Origin of the sequence: Curtobacterium sp. 8I-2 (assembly GCF_902506155.1) — a bacterium.
Taxonomy (GTDB): Bacteria; Actinomycetota; Actinomycetes; order Actinomycetales; family Microbacteriaceae; genus Curtobacterium; species Curtobacterium poinsettiae.
Genome location: NZ_LR732827.1, coordinates 704,420 through 719,868 on the forward strand (window position 1 = coordinate 704,420; position 15,449 = coordinate 719,868).

At 69.7% G+C, this 15,449-nt stretch carries 14 protein-coding genes and 1 tRNA gene; 4 read left to right on the plus strand and 11 right to left on the minus strand.

Translation table 11 applies throughout. The features are described 5' to 3' along the window. From tmk to BOSE127_RS07045, 7 genes are all read right to left on the minus strand, one after another. Positions 1-636, minus strand: a complete 636-nt coding sequence (tmk, locus tag BOSE127_RS07015; protein WP_017888708.1) for a dTMP kinase — start codon at positions 634-636, stop codon at positions 1-3. Beyond that, complete coding sequence (topA, locus tag BOSE127_RS07020) at positions 633-3,455, minus strand: type I DNA topoisomerase (RefSeq protein WP_159556698.1); 2,823 nt, start codon at positions 3,453-3,455, stop codon at positions 633-635. Before topA ends, tmk begins: the two co-directional genes overlap by 4 nt. Beyond that, on the minus strand, positions 3,431-3,910 hold the full coding sequence (locus BOSE127_RS07025) for an Rv3654c family TadE-like protein (protein WP_056070758.1): 480 nt from the start codon (positions 3,908-3,910) through the stop codon (positions 3,431-3,433). Before BOSE127_RS07025 ends, topA begins: the two co-directional genes overlap by 25 nt. A 1-nt stretch (position 3,911) precedes the next feature. Next, the gene (locus BOSE127_RS07030; RefSeq protein WP_052481773.1) at positions 3,912-4,217 is read right to left on the minus strand and encodes a TadE family type IV pilus minor pilin; all 306 of its coding nucleotides are present in this window, start codon (positions 4,215-4,217) and stop codon (positions 3,912-3,914) included. 10 nt (positions 4,218-4,227) lie between these two features. Beyond that, positions 4,228-4,467: a DUF4244 domain-containing protein gene (locus BOSE127_RS07035; protein WP_071251849.1), complete on the minus strand. Its 240-nt coding sequence runs from the start codon at positions 4,465-4,467 to the stop codon at positions 4,228-4,230. Positions 4,468-4,551: 84 nt separating this feature from the next. Further along, complete coding sequence (locus BOSE127_RS07040; RefSeq protein WP_042538868.1) at positions 4,552-5,385, minus strand: type II secretion system F family protein; 834 nt, start codon at positions 5,383-5,385, stop codon at positions 4,552-4,554. Beyond that, positions 5,382-6,311, minus strand: coding sequence for a CpaF family protein (locus tag BOSE127_RS07045; RefSeq protein ID WP_140448969.1), 930 nt, complete (start codon positions 6,309-6,311; stop codon positions 5,382-5,384). Before BOSE127_RS07045 ends, BOSE127_RS07040 begins: the two co-directional genes overlap by 4 nt. 766 nt (positions 6,312-7,077) lie before the next feature. On the opposite strand from BOSE127_RS07045, the gene acs reads away from it, so the two are divergent. Next, positions 7,078-9,030 carry an acetate--CoA ligase gene (acs, locus tag BOSE127_RS07050; protein WP_159556699.1) on the plus strand — a complete coding sequence of 651 codons (1,953 nt, stop codon included), beginning with the start codon at positions 7,078-7,080 and terminating at the stop codon, positions 9,028-9,030. A 79-nt stretch (positions 9,031-9,109) separates the two neighbouring features. Here acs and BOSE127_RS07055 read toward each other — a convergent pair whose 3' ends face one another. After that, positions 9,110-9,571 (minus strand): RidA family protein, encoded by a 462-nt coding sequence (locus BOSE127_RS07055; protein WP_017888700.1) that lies wholly within the window; start codon positions 9,569-9,571, stop codon positions 9,110-9,112. Further along, positions 9,568-9,726, minus strand: a complete 159-nt coding sequence (locus tag BOSE127_RS07060) for a DUF4177 domain-containing protein (RefSeq protein WP_017888699.1) — start codon at positions 9,724-9,726, stop codon at positions 9,568-9,570. Before BOSE127_RS07060 ends, BOSE127_RS07055 begins: the two co-directional genes overlap by 4 nt. A 50-nt stretch (positions 9,727-9,776) precedes the next feature. On the opposite strand from BOSE127_RS07060, the gene BOSE127_RS07065 reads away from it, so the two are divergent. From BOSE127_RS07065 to BOSE127_RS07075, 3 genes are all read left to right on the plus strand, one after another. Then, on the plus strand, positions 9,777-12,338 hold the full coding sequence (locus BOSE127_RS07065) for a transglycosylase domain-containing protein (protein ID WP_017888698.1): 2,562 nt from the start codon (positions 9,777-9,779) through the stop codon (positions 12,336-12,338). Then, a complete protein-coding gene (locus BOSE127_RS07070; protein WP_017888697.1) occupies positions 12,335-13,291 on the plus strand; it encodes a metallophosphoesterase in 957 nt (318 codons plus the stop codon). The genes BOSE127_RS07065 and BOSE127_RS07070 overlap by 4 nt, the downstream gene beginning before the upstream one ends. Before the next feature lie 93 nt (positions 13,292-13,384). After that, positions 13,385-13,458 (plus strand) — tRNA-Pro (locus BOSE127_RS07075). A gap of 263 nt (positions 13,459-13,721) precedes the next feature. Here BOSE127_RS07075 and BOSE127_RS07080 read toward each other — a convergent pair. Continuing rightward, a complete protein-coding gene (locus BOSE127_RS07080) occupies positions 13,722-14,171 on the minus strand; it encodes a hypothetical protein (protein ID WP_152427353.1) in 450 nt (149 codons plus the stop codon). 177 nt (positions 14,172-14,348) lie between these two features. Beyond that, complete coding sequence (locus BOSE127_RS07085) at positions 14,349-14,888, minus strand: hypothetical protein (protein ID WP_152427352.1); 540 nt, start codon at positions 14,886-14,888, stop codon at positions 14,349-14,351. Positions 14,889-15,449 lie beyond the last annotated feature (561 nt).

Consider the following 15,449-nt stretch of genomic DNA (forward strand, 5'->3'; position numbering starts at 1 on the left):
TCACGCTGCGTCGATCCCGACGAGCGGGGCGACCGCGCGACGGACTGCGTCCTGCACGGCATCGGTCGGAGCTGCGGCGTCGACCACGAGGAAGCGTGCGGGCTCGGCGTCCGCCATGGCGAGGAACGCCTGCCGGACGGACTCGTGGAACGCCGCGGCCTCGGATTCGAGGCGGTCGAAGGTGTCCCCCCGTGCCGCGGCCACCCGGGCACGCCCGAGCGTGACGTCGAGGTCGAGCAGGATCGTGAGGTCCGGTGCCAGGCCGTCGGCGGCCCATTCCGAGACCGAGCGGACCTGCTCGGCGCCGAGCCCCCGCGCGACACCCTGGTAGGCGACGGACGAGTCGATGTAGCGGTCCTGCAGCACGACGTCACCGCGTGCGATCGCCGGACGGACGACGGTCTCGACGTGCTGGGCGCGATCAGCCGCGTACAGCAGCGCCTCGGCCCGGGGCGCGATGTGGCCCCGCTCGTGCAGGACCATCTGGCGGATCCGGACGCCGAGGTCGGTGCCACCGGGCTCGCGGGTGCGCACCACCGTCCGGCCGTGCGCACCGAGCCACGCCGAGAGCAGCTCCGCCTGGGTCGTCTTGCCCGCGCCGTCGCCGCCCTCGAGCGTGATGAAGCGACCGGTCACTTCTTCTTGGCCGCCGTCCGACGAGCCGGGGTCTTCTTCTTGACGGGCCCCTTGGCGCGCTTGTCCGCGATGAGCTGGACGGCGCGGGCGTGGTCGACGGCCTCGACGTCCTCGCCCTTCGGGATGGTCGCGTTCGTCTCGCCGTCGGTGACGTACGGACCGAACCGGCCGTCCTTCATCTTGATCGCCTTGCCGGACACCGGGTCGGCGTCGAACTCCTTGAGCGCGGCACTGGCGGTGCGGCCGCCGTACTTCGGCTGTGCGAACAGCTCGAGTGCGCCGGGCAGGTCGATGTCGAAGATCGCGTCCTCGCCGGGCAGGGTCCGGGTGTCGGTCCCCTTCTTCAGGTACGGACCGTACCGGCCGTTCTGCGCCGTGATGTCGTTGCCGGTCTCCGGGTCCTGACCGACGACGCGGGGCAGGTCGAGGAGCTTCAACGCGGTCTCGAGGTCGACCGTCTGCGGGTCCATCGACTTGAAGAGCGAAGCGGTGCGTTCCTTCGGAGCCGCGGCCTTCTTCGTCGTCTTCTTCGCGGGGGCCTTCTTCGCGGGGGCCTTCTTCGCCGTCGCTGTCGCCGTCTCGCTCGTCGCGGTCGCAGCAGCCGCCTCGTCCGCCGGGGCCTCTGCCGGTGCAGGCGACTCGACGACCTCGCCGGTCTTCGGGTCCACGGTGGGCTCGGGCTCCGGGGTGCGCTCGGTGACGTACGGACCGAAGCGGCCGTCCTTCGCCAGGACTTCCTTGCCGGTCTCCGGGTTGATCCCGACGACGCGGTCGCCGATCACCGGAGCGTCGACGAGTTCCTTCGCCTTCGCGACGGTCAGTTCGTCGGGGGCGAGGTCCTCGGGGACGTTGACGCGCCTGGGCTTCTCGGGGTCGTCGCTCGGCACCTCGATGTAGGGACCGTACCGACCGATCCGGAGCGTGAGGCCCGGAGCGAGCTCGACCGAGTTGATCTCGCGGGCGTCGATCTCACCGAGGTTGTCGATGACCGTCCGCAGGCCGCGCTGGTCGTCGTCGCCGCCACCGAAGTAGAAGCCCTTGAGCCAGTCCACCCGGTCGGCGTCGCCGCGGGCGATGCGGTCGAGGTCTTCTTCCATCTCGGCGGTGAAGTCGTACTCCACGAGCTCGCCGAAGTACTCCTCGAGCAGGCGCACCACGCTGAAGGCGATCCAGTTCGGCACGAGTTGCGTGCCGCGGAGCGAGACGTAGCCGCGGTCGATGATCGTCGGGCTGATCGTGGGGTAGGTCGACGGGCGTCCGATCCCCAGCTCTTCCAGCGTCTTGATCAGGCTCGCCTCGGTGAAGCGCGGCGGCGGGGTGGTGTCGTGCCCCTTCGCCTCGACGTCGGTGACGGCGAGGTGCTCGCCCTTGGCCACGTTCGGCAGGGCGACGTCCTGGCCGGCGCGATCGCTGGACTCGTGGCGGTCCTCGTCGCGGCCTTCTTCGTACGCGCTGAGGAAGCCGCGGAAGGTGATGACGGTGCCGGAGGCGGTGAACTCGGCGTCGGTGCCGTTCGCGGTCGACGCGATGCCCTCCACCGACTCGGTGGAGGCGATGCCGAGCACGATCGACGCGGTCGAACCCTTGGCGTCGGCCATCTGCGACGCGATGGTGCGCTTCCAGATGAGGTCGTAGAGACGCCACTCGACACCGGTCAGGGTGCCCTGGAGGTCCTGCGGGGTGCGGAAGGAGTCGCCAGCGGGACGGATCGCCTCGTGCGCCTCTTGCGCGTTCTTGCTCTTGCTCGCGTACAGGCGGGGCTTGTCGGGGACGGTGGCCGAGCCGTACAGGTCGGCCGCCTGCTTGCGGGCCGCGTCGATCGCCTGCTTCGAGAGCGAGACCGAGTCGGTACGGATGTAGGTGATGTACCCGTTCTCGTACAGCGTCTGCGCGGCACGGGCGGTCTGTCGCGGCGACAGACGGAGCTTGCGCGCGGCTTCCTGCTGGAGCGTCGACGTGGTGAACGGAGCGGCCGGGCGTCGCGTGTAGGGCTTCGAGTCGACGCTGCGGACGGTGGCGTCACCGGCGCGCTCGAGGACGGTCGTCAGCGACGCGGCAGCGGCCTCGTCGAGGCGGACGACGTCGCCGCTGAGCGCGCCGCGGTCGTCGAAGTCACGGCCGGAGGCGACGCGGGTGCCGTGGATCCGGGCGAGTCGCGCGGAGAAGGAGGACTCTCCGGCCTTCTCGAACCGGGCGGACAGGTCCCAGTAGTTAGCGGACACGAACGCCAGGCGCTCGCGCTCACGGTCGACCACGAGACGGGTGGCGGCGGACTGCACACGGCCGGCCGACAGTCCGGGGGCGACCTTGCGCCACAGGACCGGCGAGACCTCGTACCCGTAGAGACGGTCGAGGATGCGGCGGGTCTCCTGTGCGTCGACGAGGGCGGTGTCGAGCTCACGGGTGGCTTCCTGCGCGCGCTGGATCGCCTCCTTCGTGATCTCGTGGAAGACCATCCGCTTGACGGGGACCTTCGGCTTCAGGACCTGCAGCAGGTGCCACGCGATGGCTTCGCCCTCGCGGTCTTCATCTGTTGCGAGGTAGAGCTCGTCGGCGTCCTTCAGGGCGCGCTTCAGCTCGGAGACGGTCTTCTTCTTGGCGTCGGACACGACGTAGTACGGCTCGAAGCCGTTGTCGACGTCCACCGAGAACTTGCCGAGGGAGCCCTTCTTGAGCTCAGGCGGCAGGTTCTTCGGCTCGACGAGGTCGCGGATGTGTCCGACAGAGGCCTGGACTTCGTATCCGTCACCGAGGTATTGCGCGATCGTCTTCGCCTTCGCAGGGCTCTCGACGATCACGAGCTTCTTCGTGCCTGGCACGTGTCTCCTTGATCGATGGTGCTGATCGGCCCTGTCCACGAGCGTGTCCGGGTCGACCGGGACATCGGTGACCGCGGGCCGACAGGCACACCATACACATAGTGTTCGGGCGGGTTGCCTGCCGGACCGGCCACCGCGAGCGCGCCGGTGACGAACGGACCGGTGCCCACGACCACGCGGACCCGGGCCGTGGTCGCGAGGAGTTCGCAGGTGTCGAGGGTGGCCCCGTTCGCCGTCGCGATCCGGGTGGCGACCGCGCACGGCTCCCCCGACACGAGCCCGGTGGCGGCCGCAGCGGTCCCGACGGCCGCGGCGTCGGCGGCACCCTGTGCGCGGAGGGCCTGCGTGCGGTGGCCGGCTGCGGCGAGCGCCGTCGACCCGACGAGGACCCCCACGCCGAGGACCGCCACGAGCAGCACGGTCGCCGAGCCCCGTTGACCGTCGGGACGCACCACGTCAGCCCCCTCGGGCCACGGCGCACCCCGTCGCGGTCAGCGGGAGCGCCGCGAAGGGACCGGTCCCGCCGCGCGTGGCGTCGACGCACACCATGTCGCCGTCGGCCCGGACGACGATCGAGGCCCCCGGGGCGATCCGTTCGGCCGCGGACCGCCCCTGGGAGTCGTCGTCGCGACCGATCGCCCGCGCTGCGGTGGCGGCGGCGAGTTGCAGCCGACCCTGCGCATCGACGACGAGCACCGCCGCGACGAGCGCGGTCAGCACGAGGGCCACCACGGGCAGCGCGACCGCGAACTCGACCGTCACCGAGCCACGCTCACAGCGAGAGCGCGCCACGGACGAGGTCGGTGAGGATGGTCTGGACCTCGCCCGAGCGCATCACCGCGACGAGCACTCCGGCGAAGGCCACGGCGGCGAGGATGACGACCGCGTACTCGGCGGTGGCCGATCCCCGGTCGTCGCGCAGTCGGGCGCGCCACCGTGCGACGAGGGAACGGTGGCGACGGTGGCGGATGGCCCGACGGATGCGGTGGTCGGGAGGTGACGTGGTGCTCATGGAGTCCGTCCTTTCTGTTCGGTGGGACCAGCCTGTCCGGGCTGCGGTGGCGACGACGGTGTCCCGACCGCATCTGTGGAGAGGTCACCCCGGTCCGCCCACCGTGGAGGAGAGGACCCCCACCACCACGGGCACCACCCCCACGAGCACGAACGCCGGCAGGACGCACACCCCGAGCGGCAGCACCAGGCGCACGGCCAGGCGTTCCGCCGCCACGAGCCCGTCGGCAGCGGCTTCGTCGCGGACGTCCTCGGCAGCGCGTCGGAGCAGCCCCGCGGCGGGGACCCCAGCGCGCCGGGCGAGGTCGAGCACCTCCCGCAGACGATCGACGTCCCCCGCGGGTGGGACGGCTGCGGCGGACGCCTCGGCGACGGCCTGCCCGGCGGTGGTCCACGATCCGCCTCCGGCCACCGCCACGGCCCAGGCGTCGAGGAGCACCCCGGGGACGTGGCCGTCGGGCGTCGCGGAACGGACCAGCCGCGCCGTCCACCGTCGTCCGGCGAGGACGAGGGCTGCGGCGGTGCCCGAGCACACCCAGCCGGCCGGCGAACCGACCAGGACCTCGACGGCGCCCGCACCCCAGGCCGCCCCGAGGCCCAACCCGAAGAGCGGCAGCGCGAGGACGACGCGGGCGCTCGTCCGCGGACCGGCCAGGGCGACCCGGATCGCGCGGTCCGAGGCGGCGGCGCGCCGGAGCGCGCCGGCGAGCCCGCGGAGGGTCTCGGCGACGGGTGCTCCCGTCCGGTCCGCGACGCGCAGGACGACGGCGACGTCCTGCTGGGCCGGTCCGCCGGCGCCGGGCAGCCCGCCGACGAGCTGCCACGCTCGCGGCGGCGGGACACCCGCCGCGACCAGCGTCGCCACCCGGTCGAGCACCCCCGCCACCCGAGCGGGGCCGTCAGCGGTGTGTCGGCTCACCGCAGCCCGTCCACCGGGCGCACCTCGAGCCTCCCGTCCGGACCGACGTGCAACGTGCCCACGCCGCCGAGCCGCCGCTGTCCGGCTCGTCGCTCCACGTGCAGGACCAGGTCGAAGGCGCTGACGGCCTGCCGGGCCAGCACCTCGGCACCGAGGCCGGCGAGCGCTCCGAGTGCTTCGAGGCGCGCAGCGACGTCGGCGATGCCGTTGGCGTGCACCGTGCCCGCTCCGCCGTCGTGCCCGGTGTTCAGGGCGGAGAGGAGTTCGCGGACCTCGGCGCCACGGCACTCCCCCACGACGATCCGGTCGGGTCGCATCCGGAGCGCTTCGCGCACGAGTCGGTCGAGACCGAGCCCGCCGACCCCCTCGGCGTTCGCCTGCCGCGCCTCGAGCGCGACGACGTGCGGGTGGGCGATCCGGAGCTCTGCGACGTCCTCCACCGTCACGATGCGCTCGTCGACGGGGACGCTCCCGAGCATCGCCGCGAGCAGGGTGGTCTTGCCGCTGCCGGTCGCACCGGTGACCAGGACGTTCCGGCGCGCGGCGACGGCGTCCTCGACGACCGACCGCGGAACGAACGCGAAGGTCCCGCCGCGTTCGAGGGCGGCGAGCGATGGCCGGTGGACCTGTGGCAGTCGGATCGACACCGCGGTGCCCCCGACCGACACCGGGGCCAGGACGACGTGGACCCGGACACCGTCACCGTGCCGGACGTCCGCGCACGGCGTGGTCTCGTCGACGTGACGACCACCGAGCGCGACGAGACGGGTCGCGAGTTCGCGGGCACGCGTCTCGGTCAGCCGAGGCTGGACGGCTTCGAGTCCGGTGCCGCGGTCGACCCACGTCCCCACGCCGCCGAGCACCAGGACGTCCGTCACGGCGGCGTCCGCCACCAGGGCCGCGAGTTCCTCGAACTCGACGACCACGGCCGCACGGCGACGTGCCGGCGGTGCGGCGCCGGGCAGGAACGGGGCGGAAGGAGGGGGCGGTGGCGAGAGCGCTGCCGACGCAGACGCAGACGCAGACGCAGACGACGTCAGCGCGTGCGACGCCGACGTGGACGTGGACGAACCACGCGCAAGCGGAGAAAGCGGAGGAGCACGGTGGAGTGGCATGCCGCCGACGGTAGGGAGCGCTCGAGGGCGCCGATCGGCCAGTCCCCACTTCTGTGGACAACACCGAGCTGCCCTACCAACGGACCGGTTTGTCCCCCGAAACGGAAAGCCGTACCCCGGTCGATGATCGGACACCGATGCCACCGGGATCACCCACCGCCCCTGCTCCCGGCGTCCGGACTGGACGTAGCACCTGCTACGCAAGAACATGCAGAATGCATGCACGAGCATGGACCGGTCTGTCCACGCGACCGGCGTCCTTGTGCGGATCGGGGCACATGCCAGAGCCCGACGAGCGGCCGATGCTCGAGTCAGACCCCGGGAAACAGAAGAGGCGGCACCGGTTGGGGGGAACAGGTGCCGCCTTGACATCGAGGGATTGGGGGGAATCCGATTCGATGCCGCCGGAAACGAGTCCAGCGAGAACTACTGTACCCCACGATCACCCCTCCGGGGCAACCCCGGACACGACCTCCGGGCGTGCCGCACCCCGACCCGGCCGAGGGGTAGTCTCCGGATGCACGCAGGCACCGGCGACGGATGCCACCAGAGGCCGCAACGACGCGAAAGGACATCGATGTCCACTCCGACCCAGACCGACCCCCGAGGCGACGACGGAGCGACGTTCGCGCCGCCACCCGAGTTCGTGGCCGACGCGGTCGCCGGCGAGGACCTCCACCACGCAGCATCGGCCGACCGCGAGGCGTTCTGGGCCGAGCAGTCCCGCTCCCTGCTCGACTGGCGCACCCCGTTCACGCAGACCCTGGACTGGTCGGGCGCCCCGTTCGCGAAGTGGTTCGCCGACGGCACGCTCAACGTCGCCGAGAACTGCCTCGACCGGCACGTCCGCGCCGGCAACGGCGACCGGGTGGCGATCCACTTCGAGGGCGCTCCCGGCGACACGCGTCGGATCACCTACGCCGAGCTGACCGCCGAGGTGCAGCGCGCCGCGAACATGCTCACCGACCTCGGCGTGGGCCAGGGCGACCGGGTGGTCGTCTATCTCCCACTCATCCCCGAGGCCGTCGTGACGATGCTCGCCGTCGCCCGCATCGGTGCCGTGCACTCGGTCGTCTTCGGCGGGTTCAGCGCGGAGAGCCTCCGTGCCCGCATCGAGGACGCCGGCGCGAAGCTGGTCGTCACCGCGGACGGCGGGTGGCGGCGCGGTGCCGTCTCACCGCTCAAGCCCGCCGTCGACGAGGCGCTGACCGGCGAGGGCACCGACACGGTGGAGCACGTCCTGGTCGTCAAGCGCGGCGGCAACGACATCGTGTGGAATGACCGCGACGTCTGGTGGCACGACGAGCTGGCGAAGGCGGCGCCGACCCACGAGGCCCAGGCGTTCCCCGCCGAGACCCCGCTGTTCATCCTGTACACCTCGGGCACGACCGGGAAGCCGAAGGGCATCGTGCACACCTCCGGCGGCTACCTGACCCAGGCGGCGTACACGCACAAGAACGTCTTCGACATGCACCCGGAGAAGGACGTCTACTGGTGCACCGCCGACATCGGCTGGATCACCGGCCACTCCTACGTCGTCTACGGCCCGCTCGCCAACGGCGTCACCCAGGTGCTCTACGAGGGCACCCCGGACGAGCCGAAGCCCGGCCGCTGGTGGGACCTCGTCGACGCGTACGGCGTCACCGTCCTCTACACCGCACCCACGGCGGTCCGCGCCGCGATGAAGGCCGGCCGCGAGATCCCCGAAGCGCGCAGCCTCGAGACCCTCCGCCTGCTCGGCAGCGTCGGCGAACCGATCAACCCCGAGGCGTGGCAGTGGTACCGCCAGGTCATCGGCCACGACCGCACGCCGATCGTCGACACCTGGTGGCAGACCGAGACCGGCGCCATCATGATCTCCGCGCTGCCCGGCGTCACGAAGCTCAAGCCCGGCGCCGCGCAGACGCCCCTGCCGGGCATCGTCGCCGAGATCGTCGACGACGACGGCAACCGTGCCGACCCCGGCGAGAGCGGCTACCTCACGATCACCGAACCGTGGCCGTCGATGGCCCGCGGCATCTGGAACGACCCGGACCGCTTCGTGGAGACGTACTGGTCACGGTTCCCCGGCCGCTACTTCGCCGGCGACGGCGCGCGGCTCGACGGGCAGGGCGACATCTGGGTGCAGGGGCGCGTCGACGACGTCATGAACGTCTCGGGACACCGCCTGTCGACGGCTGAGATCGAGTCGGCCCTGGTCGGCCACGAGGGCGTCGCCGAGGCCGCCGTGGTCGGGGCCGCGGACGAGACCACCGGGCAGGCCGTCGTCGCCTTCGTCATCCTGACGGCCGAGGCCGCCGCAGACGTCGACCGCGAGACCGCCTCCGCGGAGCTCCGCAACTGGGTCGGCAAGCGGATCGGCGCGATCGCGAAGCCGCGCCAGGTCGTCATCGTGCCGGAGCTGCCGAAGACACGCTCCGGCAAGATCATGCGGCGCCTGCTCCGCGACGCGGCCGAGGGCCGCCGCATCGGCGACACGACGACGCTCGCCGACCCGACGATCATGGCGACCATCGCGGAACTCATGTAGTCCGTGTCACGCAGGTGGGGCCTCCAGTCCATGTCGGACGGGAGGCCCCACCTGCGTTCGCTTCACTGCTGACGGTCCGTCAGGACGTCAGTTCCACCACCAGCTCGACCTCGACCGGTGCGTCCAGCGGGAGCACCGCGACGCCCACCGCGCTCCGCGCGTGGACGCCGGCGTCGCCGAAGACCTCGCCGACCAGGGTCGACGCGCCGTTCGCGACACCGGGCTGGCCGGTGAACGACGGGTCCGACGCGACGAAGACGGTGACCTTGACGACCCGGGCAACGCGGTCGAGCGAACCGGCGACCGACTGCACGGCAGCCAGGGCGTTCAGCGCGGCGACGCGTGCCTGGGCGGCAGCGGTCTCCGCGTCGACGTCGGTACCGACCTTGCCGGTCACGGGCAGGGTGCCGTCGACGAAGGGCAGCTGACCCGCCGTGTAGACGTACTGGCCCGTCACGACGGCGGGCACGTAGGCGGCGACGGGCGCGGCGACCGCGGGGATCGTCAGGCCGAGTTCGGCGATTCGGTCCGAGACGGTCATGCGTCGGCCTTGGGGCGCTTCAGGTAGGCGACGAGGCCACCCTCGGGTCCGGTGACGATCTGGACCAGCTCCCAACCCTCGTCCCCGTAGTTGTTGAGGATCGCGGTGGTGTTGTGGATCATCAGCGGCGTGGTGAAGTACTCCCAGCGAGTCATGCGGTTCCTTGCCAGCCTTTCAGTCGGGGGTGTCGTTTAGGCTGCATCCTATGTCTGCCCAGAAGACGTCTGCATCGCGGACCAAGCCCGTCTCAGCAGTCGGCGCCTTCATCGGATTCGTCGGGTTCAGTGCCCTCGCCGGCCTGCTCGTCACGATCGGCGTCACGCCGGCCATCGCCGTCGCCGGTGTCACGACGACGTCCACGATCGGCGTGTTCGAGTCCCTGCCGGAGTACATCGAGATCGGTGACCTGCCGCAGCGCAACGAGCTGTACGCGTACTCGGGCGGCAAGTCCGTGCACTTCGCGACCCTGTACGACCAGAACCGCCAAGAGCTGAAGTTCGACCAGATCAGCGACCAGCTGAAGAACGCGGCGATCGACGGCGAGGACAAGCGCTTCTACGACCACGGCGGCGTCGACATGACGTCGCTCATCCGCGCCGGTGTGGGCAGCATCGCGGGCGGCCTCGGCGACTCGGGCGGTGGGTCGACGCTGACCATGCAGCTCGTCCGCAACATCAAGATGAACGAAGCCCTGAACCTCCCCACCAAGAAGGAGCAGGAGAAGGCCTACAACGAGGCCGTCGAGCAGACCATCCCCCGCAAGCTCGAGGAGATGAAGCTCGCGATCGGGCTGGCGAAGAAGTACTCCAAGAAGGAGATCCTCACCGCCTACCTGAACATCGCCTACTTCGGCGACCAGACGTACGGCGTCCAGGCCGCGGCGCAGCACTACTACAACAAGAGCGCCACCGACCTGACCCCGGCCGAGGCCGCGTCGCTCATCGCGATCGTGCAGTACCCCGAGGCGCGCAACCTGTCGAACCCGAAGAAGTACGACGCCAACGTCGCCAGACGCAACGTCGTGCTCCGATCGATGTACGCCCAGAAGAACCTCACCGAGGCCGAGTACCGCAAGGCCCGCCTGTCGAAGCCGGCGGACTACGTGCACCTGACGCAGCCCTCGCAGGGGTGCCGGTCCTCGGTCGGCGACGGCTCGCAGTTCTTCTGCGACTACGCCAAGAAGGTCGTGCTCGAGATGTCGCAGCTCGGCTCCTCGCAGAAGGCCCGCGACACCGCGTGGCGCAACGGCGGCTACAAGATCCAGACGACGCTGAACATCGATCTGAACGCCGAGCAGAAGCGCCTGCTGAACACCTACGACAACAAGGCCGAGACGAACCTGGCCCTGGGGTCGACGCTCAACTCGATCGAGGCCGGTTCGGGGCGCATCATCACGATGGCGCAGAACAAGGACTTCGACGAGTCGCTGAAGTCCGCACCCACGTCGACCAGCATCAACTACAGCGTCGACTACAAGTACGGCAGCTCGGGCGGCTTCCAGACGGGCTCAACGTACAAGCTGTTCACCCTGCTCGACTGGGTCAAGGCCGGACACGGCTTGAACGAAACCGTGAGCGGCGCGGAACGGACCATTTCCCCTTGGACCATTTGTGGGGAAACCGTTGGAACCCCCTTCCCGGTGTCGAACGACGCTCCGGGCGAGGGCGGCAACTGGAGCGTGATGGGAGCCACTGCTGGCTCGATCAACGGTGCGTTCGCCTCGATGGCCCAGAAGCTCGACCTCTGCGACATCCGTGACATCGCGCAGTCGCTCGGTGTCCACCGGGCGGACGGCGGAGAGCTCCAGTACCAGAACCCTTCCGCGATCCTTGGCACGAACGAGATCGCTCCGATGACCATGGCAGCTGCCTACGCCGCCGTCGCGAACAACGGCATCTACTGCAAGCCGATCGCCATCGACGAGATCACCTCCCCGTCCGGCAAGAAGCTGGGCGGTCAGACCAAGGACTGCCAGCAGGCCGTCGATCCGGCCTTCGCCCAGGCGGCCATCTACGCGATGAAGGGCACGATCAGGAGCGGAACGGCAGTGGGCGCGCAGACGCCCGACGGAACCCAGCTGTTCGGCAAGACGGGTACCACCGACGAGGCTGACCAGATCTGGCTCGTCGGTGCGAGCTCGCGAGTCGCCACCGCCTACTGGCAGGGCAACACCGACGGTAAGAAGAACAACCTCCGTCACTACAGCAACGGTGTCGGCGGTACGTACGCCGGAGACCGCGCCAAGGTGTGGCGCGAGGCCATGACCCCGATCAACGCGATCTACCCCGCTGGCCCGTTCACGGACCCACAGCAGACCGCGATCCGCGGCAACGCCAAGGCCCTGCCGAACCTGCAGGGCAAGACGGCGGACGAGGCCCGCGCGGCGATCTCGGGCGCCGGGTTCACCTACGTCGACGGCGGAGCACGCCCCGGCCCGGGGAACCCCGGTTCCGTGACCTCCACCTCCCCGGCGGCGGGTGCGCTCCTGTCCTCGGGTTCGAGCGTCACCGTCTACACGTCGGACGGCACCCAGGCGACCGTTCCGGAGATCGGCGGCAACTCCCTCGGGGATGCCCGCTCGGCCCTGAACGACGCCGGCTTCACCAACGTCAGCATCACCGATGACTACGCCAAGGGCGGCGGCGGCAAGACCTGCAAGGTCGCCGCGGTCGACCCGGCGATCAGCGCCACGGCGAACAAGGACGACCAGGTGCGGATCAAGCTCTACGGCGACAAGGACGGCAAGGCGCCCAAGGACTGCAAGTGACCCGCAGCCGCGCCGCACTCGGCGTCCTCGCTGCAGGCGCGGCCGTCGGGGCTGCTTCGGCAGCGTGGGGCTCGCTCGTCGAACGTCGCCGCTTCGGGATCCGGTGGGAGACCGTCCCGGTGCTCCCGCCGGGTTCCCGTGACGTGACCGTCCTGCACCTGTCCGACATCCACATGGCCCCGTGGCAGGCCGACAAGCAGCAGTGGCTGCGCGACCTGAGCCTGGTCGAGCCGGACTTCATCGTGAACACCGGCGACAACCTCGGCCACGCGACCGCGAACGCTGCCGTGGAGTACGCGCTCGAGCCGTTCCGCGGGGTCCCCGGGGTGTTCGCCTACGGGTCGAACGACTTCTTCGGGCCGTCCCCGCGCAACCCGCTCAAGTACTTCTCGGGCCCGAGCCGGATGCACAAGGCGGCGGAGCCCGTCGGTCTCGACATCGACCGGCAGACGGCGTTCTTCGAGTCGCTCGGCTGGCTCGACCTGAACGACCAGGCGCACGCGATCGAGCTCCGCGGCTCCCGGTTCGAGCTGTTCGGCACCTCGGACGCGCACCGCGACTGGGACCGCCTCGACCTGCTGCCCACCAACGTCGACGAGATGCGCAGTGACGTGCCGTGGTCCGAGGACGAGGACGGCCCCGCGCCCGTCGCGATCGGTGTCACGCACGCCCCCTACCGTCGCGTGCTCGACGCGTTCGTGACGCAGGGCGCCGACATCATCTTCGCCGGTCACACCCACGGCGGCCAGGTCGCGGTCCCCGGGGTCGGTGCGCTCGTCACGAACAGCGACCTCCCCCGCCGGTACGCCAGCGGGCTGCACAAGTGGGAGCACCGCAACCACTGGTCGTGGCTCGAGGTCTCGGCCGGCCTCGGCACCTCGATCTACGCGCCCGTCCGGTTCGCCTGCCGACCCGAGGCCGTCGTGGTCACCCTCACCGCACGGGCTTCCTGAACCGACGCGCCCGGGAGTTCGCCGGATGGTCGTGAGCACCCTGGATCATCGGATAGTATTGTCTGGTTGCTCCGGTACGGAGTGATCACACCGCGGGGTGTGGCGCAGCTTGGTAGCGCGCCTCGTTCGGGACGAGGAGGTCGCAGGTTCAAATCCTGTCACCCCGACACTGTGTTGAGACAGTGGACAGCGAAGGCCCCGATCCATCAGGATCGGGGCCTTCGCTTGCATGGCTGAAGTTCGAGACCCATAGGGCATCGAGGGGCACCGACTGGTTGCCCAGGAGACTCCACTCGACGGATCCGTTGCGATCAGTCGGAGAACCTCTTCTCGCGGGCTGCAGTAGCGATGATCGGCTCCCCTGTGCTCGGTGCGTGCGGCGTTCCGCCGGCGTTGTGTCGGCCGCCGTAGGAGCACCGCACGCATCAGATCAGGGGGTCCAGCGCACGTTGTAGGTGAACGAAGCCGACCAGGAATGCCCCTGCGCACAAGTCGACGAACCGCAAGCACCATTGATGCCCGCGTTGATGTAGAAGGTTCCCGCTCCCACCCAGTACTTGCCGTTGTCAGCCTTGATGGCGACGGTCTTGCCAGAGTTCGCCGTCCCACGAGCGAAAGTCGAACCGGAAGAGTTGCGGAGAGCAAGCGTCAGCGGTGCTCCGCACCCACCGGTGTTCGTCGGACGGAACGAGACCGCGTTCTGCGCGTTGCTGTTCGTCCGCGCGACGCCGTACTTCAGCGTGAAGTTGCATTCGGAGATCGGCCCACTGAGCGTGGTGGTGGTTGCCTGGGCCGGAGCCGCCGTCAGTACGAGGCCGAGCGTCCCGACGATGGCGGCGAGCGTCATCATTGCCGAACGACGGCCGAATTTCTTGAACATGTTTTCCCCTAGGTGATGGTCGAGGTAGCACTGGTGAGCGATACCTCTTGTACTAGGCGTCGGAGCAGTGGCTCCGACACCTTCCAACCGCTCGATTGGCGGATGCTCTGGCCCGCGAACAGCGGGATGCCGTCGACGAGCACCAACGGCTCATCGTGCCGCCCAGCGGGGCGGCGATTAAGACTCCGGCGTGTAAACTAACTTCCCGCAGTCGAGTTCGTATTCGAGGGCAAATGGGGTCTTGCCCGCTTCGCGAGCTGCCGACGCCATGCGCGCGTCGTAGTCGACGAACGCTTCGTTCCCCCGCATGCCAGGCATGTCGTTCCACTCGTCCACCACCGAACGAGCTTCTTCCGGCGCGACAGTCGCCCTACTGGATCCGGGGTGCAGCGACGCGTCGATCCAGGCGCAACGCCACCACCGAGCTGCGATCTGCGCAGGAAGCATCGGCGAGTAAACCGGTTCAGGGCCGCTCGCTTCGTCGTCAAAGAAGGGCGGCGGGTCCGTCTGGAACTCCATGCCATTGGGCAGCGGCTGCCGGATCGCGGCAGTGGCAGCTGTCCATGCCCCCGTAACGTCGTGCTGAGTGATGATCGACGGCTGGGCTGATGGAGCAGCCTCGGCGGCCGAGCGTTCCTGTGAACGCACCGCACTGAACCCGACCGCGACGACCAACAGCGCTCCGAGCGCGAACATGAGTTTCGTCGATTTCTGCACGCCAACCCCCTGGCCCGGCAACGGTACGGGAAAGGTTTCCCCGCTCAACCTTGCGTTTTCCTGGGCTCAACCTAGTGAACGGCCGAGGAAGTGCGCTGTCGGTTCTTCGCAGGACTCTCCTGTCCCCCGATCACTCGCCGCATCACGACGAGGCCTCCGGGGGGTCTGCGCCACCGAAGATTCGCGCTTCACCAGAAGCTCGCTTGCGACGCCCTTTGGTCGATGTGATGACCCCGCCGCGCTCGTCGACTGACCTCGAGCCCTTCGCAAATAGAACCGCGGTACCGTCCGCCGAAGAGAGGACAGACATCGCGCTTTGCGCGCCGCTAGCGTGAGCGAGCATCGGAGAATACACAGCGGATTCACACCGCTAACCTGGGGGAAATCTTGCGCTCGACTCGATCGTTATACGCCGCTGCGTTGGTCGCTGCCATCACCGTGAGTACGCTCACCTTGCAGCCCGATACGGCGCAAGCCGTCGCGGATCCATCCGCGGATCTCCCGGTCCCGCGCAGCGACAGCAGCGCAGCCGCACCTTCGGCGCTACCCGAGCGATCCCGT

What these genes read in the sequence shown, in the direction of transcription:
- BOSE127_RS07035 (WP_071251849.1), bottom strand. Translation starts at nt 4,467, where the DNA reads ATGAGCACCACGTCACCTCCCGACCACCGCATCCGTCGGGCCATCCGC.
- acs (WP_159556699.1), top strand. Translation starts at nt 7,078, where the DNA reads ATGTCCACTCCGACCCAGACCGACCCCCGAGGCGACGACGGAGCGACG.
- BOSE127_RS07055 (WP_017888700.1), bottom strand. Translation starts at nt 9,571, where the DNA reads ATGACCGTCTCGGACCGAATCGCCGAACTCGGCCTGACGATCCCCGCG.
- BOSE127_RS07060 (WP_017888699.1), bottom strand. Translation starts at nt 9,726, where the DNA reads ATGACTCGCTGGGAGTACTTCACCACGCCGCTGATGATCCACAACACC.
- BOSE127_RS07065 (WP_017888698.1), top strand. Translation starts at nt 9,777, where the DNA reads ATGTCTGCCCAGAAGACGTCTGCATCGCGGACCAAGCCCGTCTCAGCA.
- BOSE127_RS07080 (WP_152427353.1), bottom strand. Translation starts at nt 14,171, where the DNA reads ATGTTCAAGAAATTCGGCCGTCGTTCGGCAATGATGACGCTCGCCGCC.